Source organism: Streptomyces sp. NPDC047049, from assembly GCF_040643995.1.
Lineage (GTDB): Bacteria > Actinomycetota > Actinomycetes > Streptomycetales > Streptomycetaceae > Streptomyces > Streptomyces mooreae.
In genome coordinates this window covers 212,498-232,948 of record NZ_JBEYVM010000008.1, presented here as the reverse complement: position 1 = coordinate 232,948, position 20,451 = coordinate 212,498, and the positions used below count along the sequence as shown (strand labels likewise).

16 protein-coding genes and 1 pseudogene are annotated in these 20,451 nt (G+C 71.0%); 9 read left to right on the top strand and 8 right to left on the bottom strand.

Going from position 1 to position 20,451, the window contains the following annotated elements; all coding sequences use genetic code 11:
* Positions 1–66 precede the first annotated feature (66 nt).
* The 3 genes from lspA to ABZ851_RS20530 all read left to right on the top strand — a co-directional run bounded on the left by lspA (position 67) and on the right by ABZ851_RS20530 (position 3,425).
* Positions 67–669, top strand: a complete 603-nt coding sequence (gene lspA, locus ABZ851_RS20540) for a signal peptidase II (protein WP_361129399.1) — start codon at positions 67–69, stop codon at positions 667–669.
* A 116-nt stretch (positions 670–785) separates the two neighbouring features.
* Positions 786–1,727, top strand: a complete 942-nt coding sequence (locus ABZ851_RS20535; RefSeq protein WP_361129396.1) for an RluA family pseudouridine synthase — start codon at positions 786–788, stop codon at positions 1,725–1,727.
* A gap of 102 nt (positions 1,728–1,829) precedes the next feature.
* The gene (locus ABZ851_RS20530) at positions 1,830–3,425 is read left to right on the top strand and encodes a Na+/H+ antiporter (RefSeq protein WP_361129393.1); all 1,596 of its coding nucleotides are present in this window, start codon (positions 1,830–1,832) and stop codon (positions 3,423–3,425) included.
* A 12-nt stretch (positions 3,426–3,437) separates the two neighbouring features.
* On the opposite strand, the gene ABZ851_RS20525 is transcribed toward ABZ851_RS20530, so the two are convergent.
* Positions 3,438–4,484 carry a mechanosensitive ion channel domain-containing protein gene (locus ABZ851_RS20525; protein WP_361129569.1) on the bottom strand — a complete coding sequence of 349 codons (1,047 nt, stop codon included), beginning with the start codon at positions 4,482–4,484 and terminating at the stop codon, positions 3,438–3,440.
* A 112-nt stretch (positions 4,485–4,596) separates the two neighbouring features.
* On the opposite strand from ABZ851_RS20525, the gene ABZ851_RS20520 reads away from it, so the two are divergent.
* Positions 4,597–5,208, top strand: a complete 612-nt coding sequence (locus tag ABZ851_RS20520; protein WP_176956549.1) for a dienelactone hydrolase family protein — start codon at positions 4,597–4,599, stop codon at positions 5,206–5,208.
* Between the two features lie 24 nt (positions 5,209–5,232).
* Here the strand turns inward: ABZ851_RS20520 and ABZ851_RS20515 are convergent, their stop codons facing one another.
* The 6 genes from ABZ851_RS20515 to ABZ851_RS20490 form a co-directional block, all read right to left on the bottom strand.
* A complete protein-coding gene (locus ABZ851_RS20515; protein ID WP_361129388.1) occupies positions 5,233–6,876 on the bottom strand; it encodes an alkaline phosphatase D family protein in 1,644 nt (547 codons plus the stop codon).
* 89 nt (positions 6,877–6,965) lie between these two features.
* Entirely contained in the window at positions 6,966–7,904 is a 939-nt protein-coding gene (locus tag ABZ851_RS20510; protein ID WP_361129385.1) for a thioredoxin domain-containing protein, read from the bottom strand.
* A 45-nt stretch (positions 7,905–7,949) separates the two neighbouring features.
* Positions 7,950–8,663, bottom strand: coding sequence for a hypothetical protein (locus ABZ851_RS20505; protein WP_361129382.1), 714 nt, complete (start codon positions 8,661–8,663; stop codon positions 7,950–7,952).
* A 122-nt stretch (positions 8,664–8,785) separates the two neighbouring features.
* The gene (locus ABZ851_RS20500) at positions 8,786–9,634 is read right to left on the bottom strand and encodes a thioredoxin domain-containing protein (protein WP_336052519.1); all 849 of its coding nucleotides are present in this window, start codon (positions 9,632–9,634) and stop codon (positions 8,786–8,788) included.
* A gap of 99 nt (positions 9,635–9,733) precedes the next feature.
* Positions 9,734–10,393 carry a hypothetical protein gene (locus ABZ851_RS20495; RefSeq protein ID WP_361129377.1) on the bottom strand — a complete coding sequence of 220 codons (660 nt, stop codon included), beginning with the start codon at positions 10,391–10,393 and terminating at the stop codon, positions 9,734–9,736.
* Positions 10,394–10,565: 172 nt separating this feature from the next.
* A complete protein-coding gene (locus ABZ851_RS20490; protein WP_336052523.1) occupies positions 10,566–11,924 on the bottom strand; it encodes a DUF2252 domain-containing protein in 1,359 nt (452 codons plus the stop codon).
* A gap of 233 nt (positions 11,925–12,157) precedes the next feature.
* Between ABZ851_RS20490 and dnaE the strand changes: the two genes are divergently transcribed.
* Positions 12,158–15,709, top strand: coding sequence for a DNA polymerase III subunit alpha (dnaE, locus tag ABZ851_RS20485; protein ID WP_361129374.1), 3,552 nt, complete (start codon positions 12,158–12,160; stop codon positions 15,707–15,709).
* A gap of 151 nt (positions 15,710–15,860) precedes the next feature.
* On the opposite strand, the gene ABZ851_RS20480 is transcribed toward dnaE, so the two are convergent.
* Entirely contained in the window at positions 15,861–16,040 is a 180-nt protein-coding gene (locus ABZ851_RS20480) for a hypothetical protein (protein ID WP_336052527.1), read from the bottom strand.
* A 273-nt stretch (positions 16,041–16,313) separates the two neighbouring features.
* Here ABZ851_RS20480 and ABZ851_RS20475 point away from each other — a divergent pair, with 273 nt between their 5' ends.
* From ABZ851_RS20475 to ABZ851_RS20460, 4 genes and pseudogenes are all read left to right on the top strand, one after another.
* The gene (locus ABZ851_RS20475) at positions 16,314–17,633 is read left to right on the top strand and encodes an NYN domain-containing protein (protein ID WP_361129371.1); all 1,320 of its coding nucleotides are present in this window, start codon (positions 16,314–16,316) and stop codon (positions 17,631–17,633) included.
* A 161-nt stretch (positions 17,634–17,794) separates the two neighbouring features.
* Entirely contained in the window at positions 17,795–18,727 is a 933-nt protein-coding gene (locus ABZ851_RS20470) for an ABC transporter ATP-binding protein (RefSeq protein ID WP_311623409.1), read from the top strand.
* A gap of 88 nt (positions 18,728–18,815) precedes the next feature.
* Positions 18,816–19,625, top strand: a complete 810-nt coding sequence (locus ABZ851_RS20465; RefSeq protein WP_256331811.1) for an ABC transporter permease — start codon at positions 18,816–18,818, stop codon at positions 19,623–19,625.
* 68 nt (positions 19,626–19,693) lie between these two features.
* Positions 19,694–20,287, top strand: a pseudogene (locus ABZ851_RS20460) (ABC transporter permease); the annotation flags it as partial.
* Positions 20,288–20,451 lie beyond the last annotated feature (164 nt).

Below are 20,451 nucleotides of genomic sequence, written 5' to 3'. Positions count from 1 at the left end.
GCCGTACTCTCGTGGTTCAGCCGGGCATGGCCCGGCCGTGGACACGACGGGCTGAGGGACTCACACGTGGCTAAGGCCGAACGCATCACCGGTACGCCGGAACCCGAGCCGGGTGCCGGAGCGGATTCCGCCGAGGAATCCGAGGGGGGCAAGACGGTGAAGCCGGAGCAGGGCACCGGACAGCGCAAGCGGAGGATCACCGCGCTGCTGCTGGTCGCGCTCTTCGTCTACCTGCTCGACCTGGGCAGCAAGCTCCTGGTGGTCGCGAAACTGGAGCACCATGAGCCCATCCAGGTCATCGGGACGCTGCTGCAGTTCACCGTGATCCGTAACCGCGGCGCCGCGTTCAGCATGGGCGAGGCGCTGACGATCTTCCTCACCCTCATCGCGGTGGCCGTGATCGTGGTGATCGCCCGGATCGCCCGCAAGCTCTACAGCCTGCCCTGGGCGATCGCGCTCGGGCTGCTGCTCGGCGGCGCCTTCGGCAACCTCACCGACCGGCTGTTCCGCTCGCCGGGGGTCTTCGAGGGCGCGGTGGTCGACTTCATCGCCCCGGCGCACTTCGCGGTCTTCAACCTCGCCGACTCCGGGATCGTCTGCGGCGGCATCCTGATCGTGATCCTGTCCTTCCGGGGGCTGGACCCCGACGGGACCGTGCACAAGGACTGACACCCCGGGGCCGGGACCGGCCGGGGCAGGAGCCGTTGGCGGCGCCGGTAACGGGGCTGTGGCGCCGGGCCCCGGCCCCGGGCAGGGCACCGTGACGGGACTGCCATACTCGTGGGGTGAGCACCATTCCCGAGATCCGCACCCTGCCCGTACCGGACGGCCTGGAGGGCGAGCGCGTCGACGCCGCGCTGGCCCGGATGTTCGGCTTCTCCCGTACGAAGGCGGCCGAACTCGCCGCCGCCGGCAAGGTCCGGGTCGACGGCTCCGAGGTGATGAAGTCCGAGCGGGTGACCGGCGGCGCCTGGCTGGAAGTGGAGATGCCGCAGGCCGCGGCGCCCGTGGAGATCATCGCCGAGCCCGTCGAGGGCATGGAGATCGTGCACGACGACGACGACATCGTGGTGATCGTCAAGCCCGTCGGCGTGGCCGCGCACCCCAGCCCCGGCTGGACGGGCACCACCGTCATCGGCGGTCTGGCCGCGGCCGGCTACCGCATCTCCACCTCCGGCGCCGCCGAGCGCCAGGGCATCGTGCACCGCCTCGACGTCGGCACCTCCGGCCTGATGGTGGTCGCCAAGTCCGAGCGCGCCTACACCCTGCTCAAGCAGCAGTTCCGTGAGCGCACCGTCGACAAGCGCTACCACGCCCTGGTCCAGGGCCACCCGGACCCGATGAGCGGCACCATCGACGCCCCCATCGGCCGGCACCCGCAGCACGACTACAAGTGGGCGGTGACCGCCGAGGGCAAGGCGTCCGTCACGCACTACGACCTGATCGAGGCGTTCCGCGCGGCCAGCCTGCTCGACATCAAGCTGGAGACCGGCCGCACCCACCAGATCCGGGTGCACATGTCCGCGCACCGCCACCCCTGCGTCGGCGACCTGACCTACGGCGCCGACCCCACCCTCGCCAAGCGTCTCGGCGTCACCCGGCAGTGGCTGCACGCCATGCGGCTGGGCTTCGAGCACCCCTGTGACGGCCGCTGGGTCGAGTTCGAGAGCGCCTACCCGGAGGACCTGCAGCGCGCCCTGGACACCGTCAGGGACGAGAGCAGCTGACGCGCAGGACACCGGGCGGGCCCCGGCACGGCGGGCACGTGCCCGTGTCATGGCACGCTGGGGTCGGAAGATGACCGCATCCGACCCCGGAGCGTAGCCACCGTGGACCAGCTGGCTCTGATGTTCGTCCTGCTGCTCGGAGCCGTGGTCATGGTTCCGGTCGGCGACCGGCTGGGGCTCCCGTCGCCGGTGCTGATGACCCTCGTCGGCGCCGTGCTGGCACTGCTGCCGTTCGTACCCAACGTCGAGGTGCCGCCGGAGTTCATCCTGCCGGTGGTGCTGCCGCCGCTGCTCTACGCGGCCGTGCAGCGCACCTCCTGGCGCCAGTTCACCGCCAACCTCCGGCCGATCTTCCTGCTCGCCGTGGCACTGGTCTTCGCCACCACCGCCGCGGTCGCCGCCGTGGCTCAGGCGGTGGTGCCCGGGATGCCGGTGGCCGCCGCGGTGGTGCTCGGCGCGCTGGTCGCCCCGCCCGACCCGGTGGCCGCGACGGCCGTCGCGGGCAAGCTCGGGCTGCCCCGCCGGCTGGTGTCGATCCTGGAGGGCGAGGGGCTGTTCAACGATGTCACCGCCATCGTGCTGTACCACGTCGCGCTCACCGCGGCGGTCACCGGAACCTTCTCGGTGCCCGCCGCGGTCGGCTCGCTGGTGCTCTCCGCGGTGGTCGCCATAGCGGTCGGCCTGGGGCTGGGCTGGGTCACCAACAAGCTGATGGGGATGCTCGGTGACCCGACCCTGCAGATCGGTCTGACACTGCTGGTGCCGTTCGTCGCGTACGTCCTGGCCGAGAACTTCCGCGGTTCCGGGGTGCTGGCGGTGCTGACCTGCGCGCTGTTCCTGGCCGAGTACGCGGTCGACCCGGACGATGTGATGGGGCGGCTCGCCGGCTACACCTTCTGGGAGGTCGTCGACACCCTCGTCACCGGTGTCGCCTTCGGGCTGATCGGCCTGGAGCTGCACAACATCTTCGGGGCGGCCTCCCACCGCTGGGGCCAGCTGCTCGGTGCCGGCGCCGCCGTCGTCGGCGTGGTCGTCGGCGTCCGCCTGCTGTGGCTGCTGCCCGCCGCCTGGCTGGCCAAGCGGATGCACAAGCGCCGCGACTACGACGAGGAGATCCCGATGAGCTGGCGGGAGACGCTCATCATGTGGTGGGCGGGGATGCGCGGGGTGGCCTCGGTGGCGCTGGCGCTGGCCATTCCGTACAGCGTCGACGGCGGCGCTGACTTCCCGGTCCGCGACGACATCCTCTTCATCGCCTTCGCGGTGGTGCTCAGCACGCTCCTCGTCCAGGGCCTCACCCTGCCCTGGCTGGTGCGCCGGCTGCGGGTACGGGCCGACACCGATGCCGTCGACGCGTTGGAGCGGGAGCTGGCGATCCGGGTGATCAAGGCGTCCAAGCGGCGGCTGAAGGAGATCCTGGAGGTCGAGGAGCTGCCCGACGAGGTCAGCGAGCAACTGGCCCGCCGCGCGCACGACATCGGTGCCCGGATCGCGCCGGACATCGTCGACGACGAGCGGCGCGAGCTCTTCGACAAGCGCATCACCCGGCTGAAGAAGGTGCACCGCATCCAGGGCGAGATGCTGTCGGCCGCCCGGCACGAGGTACTGGCGGCGCGCAGCGAACCGGGTGCGGACCCGGAGATCGTCGACCGGGTGCTGCGCCATCTGGACATGCGCAGCCTGCGGGGCGCGCCGTAGGGGGCGTCTCCTCTAGGGAGTGTCCTGCGGCGCCGGTGCCGTGGTGATCCGCGGCAGTGCGTAGGCGTGTTCGGCCCGCAGCCACTCCAGCAGCCGCTCGCGGACCTCGCAGCGCACCGTCCACAGGGTGTCCGAGTCCCGGGCGGTCACCAGCGCACGCACCACGATCGTGGACGGTGTGGTGTCGGTGACCACCAGACTCCAGGACCTGCCGTCCCACTCCGGGCACTCCTGGAGGACTTCCAGCAGCCGCTGGCGCATCTTCTCCACCGGCGCGCTGTGGTCGAGGTGGAAGAAGACCGTGCCGGTCATCTGCGCACCGCCGCGCGACCAGTTCTCGAACGGCTTGCCGGTGAAGTACGACACCGGCATCGTGATCCGGCGCTCGTCCCAGGTCCGCACGGTCAGAAAGGTCAGCGTGATCTCCTCGACCGTGCCCCACTCGCCGTCCACGACGACGGTGTCCCCGATCCGCACCATGTCGCCGAACGCGATCTGCAGCCCCGCGAAGAGGTTGCCGAGGGTGGACTGGGCGGCGATACCGGCGACGATGCCCAGCAGACCGGCCGACGCCAGCATGGAGGTACCGACCGCCCGCATCGCCGGGAACGTCAGCAGCATCGAGGCGGCCGCGACGACGATCACCACGGCCGTCACCACCCGCTGGATCAGCGTCACCTGGGTCCGTACCCGCCGTACCCGCGCCGCGTCCCGGGCGCCCGCCGCATAGCGCGAGTACGAGGACTCGACGATGGCCGCCGCGGCCCGGACGACCAGCCAGGCGGTCGCCGCGATCAGGACCAGGGTCAGCGCCTGCCCGATGCCCGCCGCGTGCTTTTCGACGGACTCCAGGCCCGTATGGTCGAACGAGCCGCGCAACAGCGCCGCGCAGAGCACCACTTGCAGCGGTATCCGGCAGCGGCGCAGCAGGCCCCACAAGGGGGTCTCCGGGTGGCCGGCATCGATCCGGCGCAGTGCCCGGTCGGCGAGCCAGACCAGAATGAGCGCGAGCAGGACCGCGCCGCCGATGACGACGACCGGACGCAGGACGTCCTCCAAGGACACGAGACGCCTCCTCCGTGGGGTGCGAGGGGTTGTGGTGTGCTGGTACCCGGTCCCCGTGACCGTAACTGGCAGGATGGGGCGAGATCGATCCAACCCCAGGGAAGTGATGTCAGTGCCGGCCGCCTCCGAGTCCCCGACCAGCGGACTTTCGACGATTGTGCTGTTCCATTCGGTGTGCGGGCTGCGTCCCGCGGTGCACGCCGCGGCGGACCGGCTGCGCGCCGCGGGGCACGAGGTGATCGTCCCCGATCTGTTCGACGGCCGGACCGCCGACTCCGTCCCGGACGGCATTCTCATCAAGGACGAGATCGGCAAGGAGGAACTGCTCAAGCGTGCCATCACGGCCGTCGCGCCCTACTCCGACCGCGGACTGGTCTACGCCGGCTTCTCCTTCGGCGGCTCGGTCGCGCAGAACCTCGCGCTCGGCGACGAGCGGACCCGCGGGCTCCTTCTGCTGCACGGCACCTCGGACATCGCGGACGGCACCGTCGCCGACGACCTGCCGGTGCAGCTGCATGTCGCCGACCCGGACCCGTACGAGCCGCACGACTGGCTGAACGCCTGGTACCTGCAGATGCGCCGGGCCGGCGCGGACGTGGAGGTCTTCCGCTACGCCGGCGCCGGCCATCTCTTCACCGATCCCGATCTGCCCGACTACGACGCGGAGGCCGCCGAGAGCGCCTGGAAGGTGGCGCTGGGCTTCCTCGCCGAGCTGTGAGCCGGCGGGCCGGGCAGAAGCGCCCTAGACGAGCGGCTGCTCCGCGCGCTCCACCTGCTGGCTGCCGGACCGGGTCAGGTACGAGCGCAGCAGGGTGCTGGTGGCGTTCGGATCGGTCTTGTCGGAGATGCCGAAGTAGTCCATCTGCGTCCGCTCGGCGTCGATGTCCAGGACCCCGTAGCCGTGCGAGTCCATGTCCAGCCACTTCACATGGCGGTTGGCGGCCTTGATGGCGGCGACCCCGGCCAGCGAGACCGTGTGCGGGGCGACGTGCAGGAAGTCGTCCACGTTGTCGGAGGTGACGGAGGTGACCACGAACTCCGTCGCCACCGCGCGGTCGGCGGGGTAGGTCGCCGCCTGGAGCGGCACCTCGTTGGCCCAGGCCATGTGGATGTCGCCGGTCAGGAACACCGTGTTGCCGATGCCGCGGTCGCTGAGGTGGCTCAGCAGCTCGCGCCGGTCGTCGGTGTAGCCGTCCCACTGGTCGGTGTTGACCGCCAGGCCCTCCTTGGGTATCCCCAGGATCTCGGCGAGCGGGCCCAGCAGCTTCGCGGGAACGGCGCCGAAGGCGACCTGCGAGATCATCACCGAGGTGCCGACCAGCCGCCAGGCGGTGTCCGAGCGCTCCAGTCCGGACTTGAGCCAGTCCAGCTGCGCCCGCCCGGTGATCGTACGGCTCGGGTCGTCGACCGCACCGCTGCCCGGCTTGACCTGGGCGTCGCGGAACGACCGCAGGTCCAGCAGGTGCAGATCGGCGAGGGTGCCGAAGCGCAGCCTGCGGTAGGTGGTGCCGGCGATCGAGGGGCGCACCGGCATCCACTCGAAGTAGGCCTGCTTCGCGGCGGCCATCCGCGCGGACCAGGGGCCCTCGGTCTCCGGGGTGTGGTTCACCGCGCCGCCCTTCCAGGCGTTGTCGGCGAACTCGTGGTCGTCCCACATGGCGATGACCGGGTGCGTGGCGTGCATGGCCATCGCGTCCGGGTCGGTCTTGTGGACGCCGTGCCGGATGCGGTAGTCGGCGAGCGTCAGCAGCTCGTGGGCGGGGGTGTGCGGGCGGACGACGTACTTGAACTCCGGGTACTCGCCGGACTTGTACTCGTAGAGGTAGTCGCCGACGTGGAGCACCGCGTCCAGCTCGGTGCGGGCGGCCAGGTGCCGGTAGGGGGAGAAGTAGCCGGACTCCCAGTTGGCGCAGGAGACCACACCGAAGCGGATGTTGCCGGCCGCGGTGTCGGGGGCGGGCGCGGTACGGGTCCGGCCGACGGGGGAGTGCCGGCCGTCGACGGTGAAGCGGTAGTAGTAGTGGGTGGCCGGGTGCAGGCCGCGGACGTCCGCCTTGACGGTGTGGTCACTGGCGGCAGAGGTGGTCAGGTTCCCCCGGGCGACAACGGACGTGAAGTTCTTGTCGCTCGCCACCTGCCAGCTCACCTTGGTGGCCGGTCCGCGGCCGGAACCGGGGGTCGCCGACGCGGTCGGCGTGACCCGGGTCCACAGCAAAACGCCGTCCGGGAGCGGGTCCCCCGAGGCGACGCCGTGCTGGAAGAACGAGCCCTGGTCCGCGGCCTCTTGGGCGTGCGCGGTGGCGGCGCCGGCGAACGGCAGAAGGGCGGCGGTGGCGGCTACGGCCGTGACGGCAGTGCGGCGCGAGATCTGGTCATGATCGGTCACGGCCGATCACCTTACTGGCCGGTAAACGAACCCGGGAGGGCGAATACCGATAACTCCGGGAATTCGCCCGCCCGTTGTCCGAAAGGCACTCAGTGGGAGCCCGAGGGATCCTTTTCGCCCTCGCGGATGCCGTTCGTGCCACCTTCGTCCGTGCTGCCGCCCTTGCCCCCGCCCCCTCCGGCCGGCTTCTTCGCCGGCCCGAACTCCTTGTCGATCATCTTCTTGAAGTTGGCCTGCGCCAGCTGGTTGTACTGCGCCTGCGTCATCTGCTGCTGCGGGACCTGCGGCATGACCAGTTTCTTGTCGCCGTGCATGAAGTTGGGCGTGCCCTTGATGCCCTTGCGGCCGAACAGCGCGGTCATCTCCATCGCCCAGCGGTCGTAGGTGCCCTTCTTGACCGCCGTGGCGAACGCCTTGTCGTTCTTCAGCGCCGGCACCTCACCGGCGACCTTGAGCAGTTCGGAGTCCTTGGCGTACAGGTCCTCGCGTTCGTCGGGGTGGTACTTGGCCGAGTACAGCGCCGACTTGTACTGCAAGAAGGCCTCCGGGCTGACGTTCAGCGCCGCGCCGAGCGCGCTCAGCGCGTTCTTCGAGCCCTCACCGCCGCCGGCACCGTCGATGAAGGTGTACATCGTGAAGCGGACCCGGTACCGGCCGTCCTCGATGTCCTTGGCCAGGGCCTTGCCGCTGCTCTGCTCGAAGGCGGCACACGCCGGGCAGCGGACGTCCTCGAAGACCTCCAGGGTCTGCTTGGCGTTCTTGTCGCCTATCAGGATCTCGGTGCCGTTCTTGCCCTGGGTGTGCGCCGGCGTGACGAGCTTGGCCTCCTTGGCGGCCTCCCAGCCCTTGGGCTCGTTGGCCTTCATCACGGCGTAGCCGATGCCGCCGGCCACCGCCAGGACGCCGATCACCGCGCCCGCCGCGGTCAGTTGGCGGCGCAGCTTCTCCTTCTTCTTCTGGCGTTCCCGCTCGGCCCGGATGCGTTCGCGGGCCGCCGTCTTGTTGGCCAGGTTGTTGCGGTTGCTCATGGGTGGTGTGGTCCCCTCGAGATCGTGCCGGTTGCTGTGTGCTGGTCAGGCGCCGGCCGGACGGGGCGGGCCGCGGCGCCGTACGCAGTGCACCAGGAGGGGGAGCGGGCGGGCCGGCGGCAGCGGGTGCAGCGGCCGGATCCGCCGGCGGGGCGGGGCGGGGGCGATGGTGCGCACCGCGACCGCGGTGCGCAGCGGGCGGAAGGCACCGGCCGCGGCGGCGCGCAGCAGGGCGTCCAGGGCGGCGTCCCCGCGGTGCAGCCAGGCCGCGGCGAGCAGGCCGACCGCGACATGGGCGGCGAGCAGCAGCCAGGGGGCCGCCGCCGGGACGGCCGGCGGCAGCGGCGCGCCCGGATGGGCGGCCGCGCGGGCCAGCGGTGTGCCCCATTCGCCGCCCCGGCACAGGAGTTCGACGCCGACCGAGCGCAGCGGGCCGGTGACCGGGCCGCCGGCCGGCCCGTAGCAGGTGTGCTGGCCGGTGGTGAAGACGGTGTCGGCGGCCAGTTCGAGCGGCACCAGCAGCGCGGCGACGGCGCCGAATCCGCGCTCCCGGCCGGTCAGCGCATAGGCCGCGGCGAAGACCCCGGCGCAGATCGCGAGGACCGGAGCGGGCGGCAACGGGTGGTGCGAGAGCAGCACATGGGAGGCCGTGGACAGGGCGGTGCACAGCGCGGTGAACAGTGCCGCCCGCAGCGCCCTGAGCTGAACTCCCGGCGCGGCCGCCGGCCGGGCCCCGGGGCGTATTCCCGTCGCCTGCATGACGGGAGTCTGCCATGTGCACGGCACGAGCCCGGGTCAAGATTTGGCATCGGCCGGCGCGCACGGAGCACGCCGGCCGAGAGGTACGGGACGCGGCCCGGCCACCGGCCGGGCCGCCCGCGTCACTTCTTCAGTGCCTTGTCCACCATGGAGTTGAAGGCGGCCACGCTGGACGGCGCCACCTTGCCCTGCGGGCTGTCCGTGCCCAGCACCGTGTCGTTGAGCTTGATCGTCGGGGTGCTGGTGACGTCCTTGACCGCGCTGAAGGCGTCGGACATCTCCATCGCCCACCGGTCGTACGTGCCCGACTTGACGGCCTTCTGGAAGGCCGCGTTGCCCTTGAGCGCCGGGACGGTGTCGGCGACCTTGATCAGGTAGCTGTCGTCGGCGAACTTGTCCGGGCCGGTCTCGTCCGGGTGGAACTCCTTCGAGTACAGCGCGTACTTGTACTTCAGGAAGGCGTCCGGGCTGACGTCGAGCGCGGCGCCCAGTGCGCTCAGCGCGTTCTTGGAGCCGGTGCCCCTGAGGTTGGCGTCGAGGAACGTGCCCAGGTGGTAGGACGCCTTGTACTTGCCGTCCTTGATGTCCTTCTCGACGGTGGCGCCCACGTTCTGCTCGAAGGCCGCGCAGCCGGGGCAGCGCGGGTCCTCGAAGAGGTTCAGGGTGTTCTTGGCGTCCTTCTTGCCGACGACGACCGTGGTGCCGTTCTTGCCGCTGGTGTTCTGGGGCTTGGTCAGCGGGGCCTTCGCGGCCTTCGCCCAGTCGGTGCTGTCCCCGGCGCCGGAGCTGCTGCCGCCATCCATGGAGGAGACCGCCACCCCGATACCGCCGGCGATCGCCAGGACGCCGACGATCGCACCGCCGACGATCAGCTGCCGGCGGATCTTGTCCTTCTTCGCCTGCCGCTCACGCTCGGCGCGCAGCCGCTCGCGGGCTGCCTGCTTGTTGGCCTGGTTGTTGCGGTTGCTCATGACTGTTCCTGCTCTGTGAAGATCCGTGAGACGGGAGATACGTGCGGTCGGCGGCGTACGCACGCGGTGCGGGCGTACGCGGGCCGCGCGGCCGAGGGACTACGCGGCCAGTGCGCAGGGCGGTCCACGGCGCACGACGCAGTGCACGAGCAGGGGGACGGCGCGGGCGGGGCGCCCGGGCCGTACGGGGGCGGGCACCGGGCGGCGCGGTGCGGCACCGGTGACGATGACCGCGACGGCGATCAGCAGCGGGCGGAAGGCGAAGCCCGCCACCGCGCCTAGCAGCTGGTGCAGCGCTCGCTCGCCGCGGCGCAGCCAGCCCGCCGCCAGCAGCCCGGTGCCCACATGCGCCGCGAGCAGGACGAGCCAGGTGACCACGGGCGCGGTGTCCTGTGGGGACAGCGGCGTCAGCGGTGCGCCGACGGGGTCGCCACCGCACAGCAGATCCACGCCCAGTGAGCGCAGCGGGCCGGCGACCGGGCCGCCGGCCTCTCCGTAACAGGTGTGCTGCCCCAGGCTGAAGGCCAGATCGGCGGCCAGTTCCAGGGGGACCAGCAGCGACGCGATCCGCCAGAAGCCGCGCTCCCGGCCGGCCAGCGCATAGGCGAGGGCGAACACGGTGGCGCTGAGCGCGGCGACGAGGCTCAGCGGCAGCGGCATACGGGACAGCAGGACGTGCGAACCCGCGGAGAGCGTCACGCACAGCGCCGTGAAAAGCGCTGCGCGCAGTGCCCGCAGGTGTGCCGCCGAGATGTCCATTGCAGCCGAGTGTGCCATGGGCCGGGGTAAGCGGCGGCTAAGGGGGCCCGAAGCCGTACGCACCGGTGCATACGGTGCGTACGGCATGCGACGGCCCTCTCGTCCTGACCGTCCTACGGACCGGGATCCGTCCTACGGGACCGGTACCCGTCCTGCGGACCGGGATCCCGTCCTACAGCCCCGGGATCCGCCCGTTGCGGAAGAGATCCACGAAGATCTGGTGGTCCCGGCGGGCGCGGGCGCCGTAGGAGTGCGCGAAGTCCACCAGCAGCGCCGCGAAGCCGTCCTCGTCGGCGGCGATGGCCGCGTCGATGGCCCGCTCCGTCGAGAACGGCACCAGCGAGTGGCCGCTCTCGTCGTCCGCGGCGGCGTGCATGGTCGCGGTGGCCCGGCCCAGGTCGGCGACGACGGCAGCGATCTCCTCCGGGTCGTCGATGTCCGACCAGTCCAGGTCGACGGCGTACGGCGAGATCTCGGCGACCAGCTGGCCCGCGCCGTCCAGTTCGGTCCAGCCCAGCCACGGGTCGGCGTGGTCCTGCAGGGCGCGCTGCGAGATCACCGTGCGGTGGCCCTCGTGCTGGAAGTAGCCGCGCACCGCGGGGTCGGTGATGTGCCGGGAGACGGCCGGCGTCTGCGCCTGCTTCATGTAGATCACGACGTCGTTCTCCAGGGCGTCGCTGTTGCCCTCGAGCAGGATGTTGTACGACGGCAGGCCTGCCGAGCCGATGCCGATGCCGCGGCGTCCCACCACGTCCTTGACGCGGTAGGAGTCCGGGCGGTCGAGGCTGGACTCCGGAAGCGTCTCCAGATAGCCGTCGAAGGCGGCGAGGACCTTGTAGCGGGTCGCCGCGTCCAGTTCGACGCTGCCGCCGCCCGCCGAGAAACGGCGCTCGAAGTCGCGGATCTCCGTCATGGAGTCCAGCAGCCCGAACCGGGTCAGCGAGCGGGCCATGCGCAGCGCGCCCAGCAGCGGCCCGTCGGCCGTGTCCAGGGTGAAGGGCGGCAGCTCGTCCCGGTCCGAGCTCTTCGTCCCCGAGGCCAGCGCGTGGATGCGCTCCCGGTAGGCGGCGGCGTAGGTGCGCACCAGGTCGGTGATCTGCTTGTCGCTGAGCGCCTTGGCGTAGCCGATCAGCGCGACCGAGGCGGCGAACCGCTTGAGGTCCCAGGTGAACGGCCCGACGTACGCCTCGTCGAAGTCGTTGACGTTGAAGATCAGCCGGCCGGTGGCGTCCATGTACGTGCCGAAGTTCTCGGCGTGCAAATCGCCGTGGATCCACACCCGGCCGGTCTGCTCGTCCAGATACGGGCCGCCGTCCTTGCCCCCGTCGTCCTGCGCGGCCTCCAGGTCCCGGTAGAACAGGCAGGCCGTGCCCCGGTAGAAGGCGAAGGCGGAGGCGGCCATCTTCCGGAATTTCACACGGAAGGCTGCGGGGTCGGCGGCGAGCAGCTCCCCGAAGGCGGTGTCGAAGACGGCGAGGATTTCCTCGCCGCGCTGCTCGGCGTCCTGCGCCGGGGCGTGCTGGGACGGCATCGCTGGGTGCCTCCTGAGGTGCGGAAGGGGTACGGAGAGCCGTGGCGGAACCCGTCGCGGATCTGCCACTGACAACGCGCGAGGCTACTCGTCGGTGCCCGCCGATTGTCAGTGGGGAGTCGTAGACTTCGAGACCGTCTCACCCATCCGTCGCCGACCGTGCACCGGCCGTCCGACCGCCGTCCAGCGCCGAGGCGCTTCGCGCCGTTTCGTACTTTTGGAGGTCCCCCGCCGTGGCAGCCCCGTCCAGGCCCCCCTTCACGCACCTGCATGTCCACACCCAGTACTCACTGCTGGACGGTGCGGCGCGGCTGTCGGACATGTTCAAGGCGTGCAACGAGATGGACATGACGCATATCGCCATGTCCGACCACGGCAACCTCCACGGCGCGTACGACTTCTTCCACTCGGCGCAGAAGGCCGGGGTGACGCCGATCATCGGCATCGAGGCGTATGTGGCGCCGGAGTCGCGGCGGCTCAAGCGCAAGGTCCAGTGGGGCCAGCCGCATCAGAAGCGCGACGACGTCTCCGGTTCCGGTGGTTACACCCACAAGACGATCTGGGCGGCGAACAAGACCGGTCTGCACAACCTCTTCCGGCTGTCCTCGGACGCCTACGCCGAGGGCTGGCTGCAGAAGTGGCCGCGGATGGACAAGGAGACCATCGCCCAGTGGTCCGAGGGCCTGATCGCCTCCACCGGCTGCCCCTCCGGTGAGCTGCAGACCCGGCTGCGGCTCGGCCAGTTCGACGAGGCGCTGAAGTCCGCCTCCGAGTACCAGGACATCTTCGGCAAGGACCGGTATTTCCTGGAGCTGATGGACCACGGCATCGAGATCGAGCGCCGGGTCCGCGACGGCCTGCTGGAGATCGGCAAGAAGCTCGGCATCCCCCCGCTGGTCACCAACGACTCGCACTACACCTACGCCCACGAGTCCACGGCGCACGATGCCCTGCTGTGCATCCAGACCGGCAAGAACCTCTCCGACCCCGACCGCTTCCGCTTCGACGGCACCGGCTACTACCTCAAGTCCACCGACGAGATGTACGCCATCGACTCCTCGGACGCCTGGCAGGAGGGCTGCGCCAACACCTTCCTGGTGGCCGAGCAGATCGACACCACCGGGATGTTCGAGAAGCGCGACCTGATGCCGAAGTTCGACATCCCGGAGGGCTACACGGAGGTCACCTGGTTCCAGGAGGAGGTCCGGGCCGGCATGCAGCGCCGCTTCCCGGACGGGATCCCCGAGGACCGGCAGAAGCAGGCCGAGTACGAGATGGACATCATCATCCAGATGGGGTTCCCCGGCTACTTCCTCGTCGTCGCCGACTTCATCATGTGGGCCAAGAACAACGGCATCGCCGTCGGCCCCGGCCGTGGCTCCGCGGCCGGCTCGATCGTCGCGTACGCCATGGGCATCACCGACCTCGACCCGATCACGCACGGGCTGATCTTCGAGCGGTTCCTCAACCCCGAGCGTGTCTCCATGCCCGATGTCGACATCGACTTCGACGAGCGCAGGCGCGTCGAAGTCATCCGGTATGTCACGGAAAAGTACGGTGCCGACAAGGTCGCCATGATCGGCACCTACGGCAAGATCAAGGCCAAAAACGCCATCAAGGACTCCGCGCGCGTCCTGGGCTATCCGTACGCCATGGGCGACCGCCTCACCAAGGCCATGCCCGCGGACGTCCTCGGCAAGGGCATCGACCTCAGCGGCATCACCGACCCCCAGCACCCCCGCTACAGCGAGGCGGGCGAGATCCGGGGGATGTACGAGAACGAACCGGACGTCAAGAAGGTCATCGACACCGCCAAGGGCGTCGAGGGCCTGGTCCGGCAGATGGGTGTGCACGCGGCCGGCGTGATCATGTCCAGCGAGCCCATCGTCGACCACGCCCCGGTCTGGGTGCGGCACACCGACAACGTCACCATCACGCAGTGGGACTACCCCCAGTGCGAGTCGCTGGGCCTGCTCAAGATGGACTTCCTGGGCCTGCGCAACCTCACCATCATGGACGACGCCGTCAAGATGGTGAAGAAGAACAAGGGCGTCGACCTGGAGATGCTCTCCATCCCGCTGGACGACCCCAAGACCTACGAAATGCTCTGCCGCGGTGACACCCTCGGCGTCTTCCAGTTCGACGGCGGCCCGATGCGTTCGCTGCTGCGGCTGATGAAGCCCGACAACTTCGAGGACATTTCCGCCGTTTCGGCGCTCTACCGTCCCGGCCCGATGGGCATGGACTCGCACACCAACTACGCGCTGCGCAAGAACGGCCTCCAGGAGATCACCCCGATCCACCCGGAGCTGGAGGAGCCCCTCAAGGAGGTCCTGGGCCTGACCTACGGCCTGATCGTCTACCAGGAGCAGGTGCAGAAGGCCGCCCAGATCATCGCCGGGTACTCCCTCGGCGAGGCCGACATCCTCCGCCGCGTGATGGGCAAGAAGAAGCCCGAGGAGCTGGCGAAGAACTTCGTCCTCTTCCAGGAGGGCGCCCGCAAGAACGGCTTCTCCGACCAGGCCATCCAGGCCCTGTGGGACGTCCTGGTCCCCTTCGCCGGCTACGCCTTCAACAAGGCGCACTCCTCCGCGTACGGCCTGGTCACCTACTGGACCGCCTACCTCAAGGCCAACTACCCGGCCGAGTACATGTCCGCGCTGCTGACCTCCGTGCGCGACGACAAGGACAAGTCGGCGGTCTATCTGAACGAATGCCGCCGCATGGGCATCAAGGTGCTGCCGCCGAACGTCAACGAGTCCGAGGCCAACTTCGCCGCCCAGGGTGACGATGTGATCCTCTTCGGTCTCACCGCGGTCCGTAACGTCGGCCAGAACGTCGTCGACTCGATCATCCGCTGCCGCAAGGCGAAGGGAAAGTACCTCTCCTTCCCCGACTACCTCGACAAGGTCGACGCGGTCGTCTGCAACAAGCGCACCACCGAATCGCTGATCAAGGCCGGCGCCTTCGACGAGATGGGCCACACCCGCAAGGGCCTGACGGCGCACTACGAACCGATGATCGACAACGTCGTCCAGGTCAAGCGCAAGGAGGCCGAGGGACAGTTCGACCTCTTCGGCGGCATGGGCGACGACAGCGCGGACGAGGGCCCCGGCTTCGGTCTGGACGTGGAGTTCTCGGACATCGAGTGGGACAAGACCTATCTCCTCGCCCAGGAGCGCGAGATGCTGGGCCTCTACGTCTCCGACCACCCGCTCTTCGGCCTGGAACACGTGCTGTCCGACAAGGCGGACGCCGCCATCGCCCAGCTGACCGGCGGCGACTACTCCGATGGTTCGATCGTCACCATCGGCGGCATCATCTCCGGCCTGCAGCGCAAGATGACCAAGCAGGGCAACGCCTGGGCGATCGCCACCGTCGAGGACCTGGCAGGCTCCATCGACTGCATGTTCTTCCCGGCGACCTACCAGCTGGTCTCCACCCAACTCGTCGAGGACACCGTGGTCTTCGTCAAGGGCCGCCTCGACAAGCGGGAGGACATCCCGCGGCTGGTGGCCATGGAGATGATGGTCCCCGACCTCTCCGAGGCCGGCACCAATGCCCCCGTGACGATCACCATTCCGACGGTCAAGGTCACCCCGCCGATGGTCGAGAAGCTGGGCGAGGTGCTCAGCAGCCACCGCGGCTCCACGGAGGTGCGGATCAAGCTCCAGGGCGCACGCAAGACGACCGTGCTCCGGCTCGACCGGCACCGGGTCACGCCCGACCCGTCGCTGTTCGGTGACCTCAAGGTGCTGCTCGGCCCGTCCTGCCTGGCGGGCTGACCGCCGGCCGTGGGCCTGCGGACGCCGCGCGACAGCCGGGCCCTTGACGACAGAGCCTGGGTGACAGGCCCTGACCGACAGGCCCTGACCCGAGGGGCGCGCCCGAAGTGGACGCGCCCCTCAACCACTGTGCGGCGTGGATCAGTTGAGATCAGTTGTGACCGAAGCGCCGCTGGTGCTTACGTGCAACATCTGCCGGGCTGCCCTGCGCCTGCGACCGCGACTGGGACTGTGCCTCCAGGCTCGACTTCTGGGCTTCCTGCTGGCCGCGCTCGGCCGCGGAGGCCGTCTTCTGCTGCTGACTTCGGTCCTGCTTCCTGTCCTTGGCCATGACCGTGCCTCCTGAGGGGGAATCCGGGATCGGGGCCGGAACCAGACTTACACGCCGGACAGAGCGCTGCATTTCGGGCAATTACCCTGTGTTGAAGGGTTGATCACACGCTGTACTCAAGATTCTTGCCGAATCCGCCACGCCGAAGATCGAGTTCGGGCAGTTAACGCCCGCGGGGTCGGGCAGACTCGAAGGACAACCGAAGAAAAACTCGTGCCACGGGCCGAGCCGGGGGGCGACCGGACATCAGCACCTCAGGGAAGAGGGTGGATCGTGGATCGCTGTGTCGTCCTGGTGGACGCCGGGTATTTGCTCGGCGCCGCGGCGAGCCTGCTCGCCGGAGAGCCCGCCCGTTCCCGGATCACGGTGGATCACGCCGCCCTCATCCAGGGGCTGCGGCAGCGAGCCGAGGCGGACACCGAACGCCCGCTGCTGCGGATCTACTGGTTCGACGGCGCCCCCGACCGCGTCCCGCAGCCCGAACACCGCCGGCTGCGGGTGATGCCCCGGGTCACCGTCCGGCTCGGCGCCCTGACCCGCAGTGACGGCCGCTGGGCGCAGAAGGGCGTGGACGCCGCCATGCACGCCGAGCTGACCGAACTCGCCCGTAACCGCGCCTGCTCCGACATCGTCCTGGTCACCGGCGACGGCGACCTCCTGCCCGGCTTGATGTCCGCCAAGGAGCACGGCGTCGCGGTCCACCTGTGGGCCGTCCAGGCCGCCGACGGCGACTACAACCAGTCCGAGGACCTGGTCGCCGAGGCCGACGAACGACGGGTGCTGGACCGGACCTGGATCACCCGCGCGGTCCGCGCCAAGGAACTCGGCGGCCCCTGCGCCCCGCCGCCCGTGCCGCGCCCCGAGATCGCCGCGATCCTCTCCGCCCCCTTGCCCGAGTCCGCGGTCGCGGCCGCCGCGGCAGCCGCCGCCTCCGGCCCGGAAGCCGCCGAGCACGCCCACGAGCGCAACGGCGCCAACGGCGTCTCCCGGCCGCCGGCCGGTACCGCGAGCCCCCCGGCCGCCGCGGACGACCCCGGCGCCGCGGGCTCCCGGGGCGTCCCCACCCCCAAGGACCTGGCCGGACTCGGCCGCGCCCACGCCGCGGGCCAGGGCACCGCGGGCCAGGGCACCGCCGGCCCGGGCGGCTCCGCCCCGCAGGCACCCACGACCGGTGCCACCCTGCGCTGGTCGTCCGACAAGGGCTGGGTCGAGCGCGGCGGCCCGGTCGGCGAACCCTCCGAGACCGCGGCCCTGCCCACCCTCGCCCAGCTCACCAGCGCCGAGCAGCGCTGGGCCGACCGCGAGGAGGACATCACCGCCGTCAGCGGCGACCCCTTCGAGGTCGGCCAGGTCTTCGCCCGCCGCTGGACCGACCGGCTCTCCGACACCACCCACCTCCAGCAGCTGTCCACGGAGTACCCGCGCATCCCGCACCGCATCGACGGTGAACTGCTCCGCTACGCCGCCCGGTTCGGGCTGCTGGCCCACAAGGACGACCAGATCGACGAGCACGACCGCTATGCGATCCGGGCCGGATTCTGGCGCGAAGTCGATCTGCGGACCGCCGCCGAACACGCCCCGGCCGGGGACTGACCGGCCCCGGCACCCCCGCCCCGGCCCCCCTCGCCGAGCCCCGCGGCCCGGCGGCGGGCCGGGGACGCGTACCCTCATAGCTCGTGAGGACGGGCGCAAAACAGGTGGAGCGCGGGGTGCCGGTGTGCGCCGTGCGGGACCTGGTCAAGACGTACCCCGCGATGCGCGGGCGCCGCGGGGCGGTACGGGCGTCCGCCGTACGCGCCAACGACGGCATCACCCTGGACGTGCACCGCGGCGAGATCTTCGGACTGCTCGGCCCCAACGGAGCCGGCAAGTCCACCCTGGTCCGCCAGCTGACCGGACTGCTGCGCCCGGACTCCGGCAGCATCTCCGTACTGGGCCACGACCTGGTGCGCCACCCGGAGCGGGCCGCCCGGCTGCTGGGCTACCTGGGGCAGGAGTCCACCGCCCTGGACGAGATGACCGTCGCGCTGGCCGTGGAGACCACCGGCCGGCTGCGCGGCCTCGGCGCCCGTGAGGCGCGCGCCGAGCGGGACGCGGTGATCGGCGAGCTGGGCCTCGACGGCCTCACCGGACGGGCGCTGAAGAAGCTCTCCGGCGGACAGCGGCGGCTGGCCTGTCTGGCCACCGCGCTGATCGGCGAGCGGCCGCTGCTGGTCCTGGACGAGCCGACCACCGGCATGGACCCGGTCGCCCGGCGCGCCGTGTGGGCCGCGGTGGACCGGCGCCGGGCCGAGCGCGGCGCCACGGTGGTGCTGGTGACCCACAACGTGCTGGAGGCCGAGAGCGTGCTCGACCGGGTCGCGGTGATCGACCGCGGCCGGGTCATCGCCTGCGACACGCCCGGCGGGCTCAAGGAAATGGTGAGCGAGGAGGTCCGGCTGGAGCTGGTGTGGCGCGACCGCCCGCCGCTGGAGGTGCCCGAGGTCGCTGCCCTCGAAGCCGCCGCGCACACCTCCGGACGCCGCTGGACCCTGCGCCTGCCCGCGGACCGGGCCCGGTCCGCCGTCGCCGCGGTCACCGCGGGCCCCGCCTTCGCGGCCCTGGACGATTTCACGCTGGCCACGCCCAGCCTGGAAGATGTGTACCTCGCCCTGGGCGGCCGGGCGGAGGGACTGGTCAAGGCGTGACGGACATGAACGGGGACCGGTGCGGCGGACGTATGGACTGCCGTGGGGGCAGCGAGGAAGGCGTGGTGACGGCGTGAGTGTGGTTCCCGTGCAGGCGGCGGCCGGGGCGGTCCCGGAAGCCGGGGCACGGCCCGAGGAGGCCGCCGCGCCGCTGGCACCGCGCGCCCGCCTGGTGCCCGCGCTGGCGGCCGTCTACCGCGCCCAGCTCTCCCGGGCCCGGGTCGCACGGATCCCGCTGCTGTTCGTCGCCACCTTCCAGTCCATCGGGATCATGGTCCTGCTGCGCGGGGTGGTCGACGGCGGCGATCCGGCCCGGTCCGTGGTGTCCGGCTCCAGCGTGCTGGTCGTCGCCTTCGTGGCGCTCAACCTCCTCGCCCAGTACTTCGGACAGCTGCGGGCCGGCGGCGGGCTCGACCACTACGCGACGCTGCCGGTGCCGCCGGCCGCCGTGGTGCTCGGCGCCGCCGCCGCGTACGCCTCCTTCACCGTGCCGGGGACGGTGGTCACCGCGGTCACCGGCTGTGTGCTCTTCCAGCTGCCGATGGCCCACCTGTGGGTGCTGGCCGCCGTGCTCCCGCTCGCCGGGGCAGCGCTGGCCGGTCTCGGCGCGGCCCTCGGCCTGCTCGCCCCCCGTCCCGAACTCGCCACGCTCTGCGGCCAGTTGGGCATGTCGGCGGCGCTGCTGCTGGGCGTGCTGCCGGCCGAACGGATGCCCGCGGTGATCGGCTGGGCCCGCGATCTGCTGCCCTCGACCTACGGTGTGGAGGCGATGGCACGCAGCTTCGACCCGCATCCCGACTGGGTCGCGGTCTGTGCCGACCTGGGCGTCTGCGCGGCCGTCGGGGTGCTCTCGCTGGCCGTCGCCACCTGGGCGTACCGCCGGGCGGCGGCCCGATGACGGGGCCCACCACACCGAACGGCCGTCCTGCTTCCGGTCCCACCGGCCCCACCTGGCACGATGACGGGGTGACCGCACCGCTGACGCCCCCCGACAACCAACCGCCCGACGAGCCGCAGCACCCCGAGGCCGCGCCCGTCGCCGACCACGGCGGCCTCGGCGGCCCCGAGCTGGCCCGTGAACTGCGCGAGGGCGCACTGATCGCGCTGGTGGTCGCGGTGACCGGGGTGCTGCTCGGCCTGCTGTGGAACTGGCTCGCCCCGCACATCCCGCTGATCGCGGACACCCGCAACGTCTACCTCAAGAACACCGAGGGCGAAGAGGCGATCGGCGCGGACGGCACCTTCGTCCTGCTGTCCCTCGGCTTCGGTGTGCTCACCACCGCCGCGGTCTTCCTCTTCCGCCGGCGCGGCGGGATTCCGCTGGTCGTGGCGCTGGTCGTGGGCGGCCTGCTCGGCGCGGTGCTGGGCTGGGTGACGGGCATGTGGCTGGGCCCGACCCCGGACGTGGCCGCGCACGCCAGGCAGGTCGGCCCCGGGGTGTCCTTCAGCGGCCCGCTGCGGCTGCAGGCCAAGGGCGCGCTGCTGGCCTGGCCGATCGCCGCGATGCTCACCCAGCTCGCCCTGACCGGGCTGTTCGGTCCGCGCGACCCGGAGCCGGAGGCACCGCACTGGCCCGGGGAGCAGCACGAGGACCACCGCGACGGCCCTCTCGGCGACGAGCGGCGTGACGACCAGCACGGTGATGACCACGGCGACGATCACCGCAATGGCCGGCACGGTGACGACGACCGCCCCGGCCGGCACGGGGACGACCACCACAACGC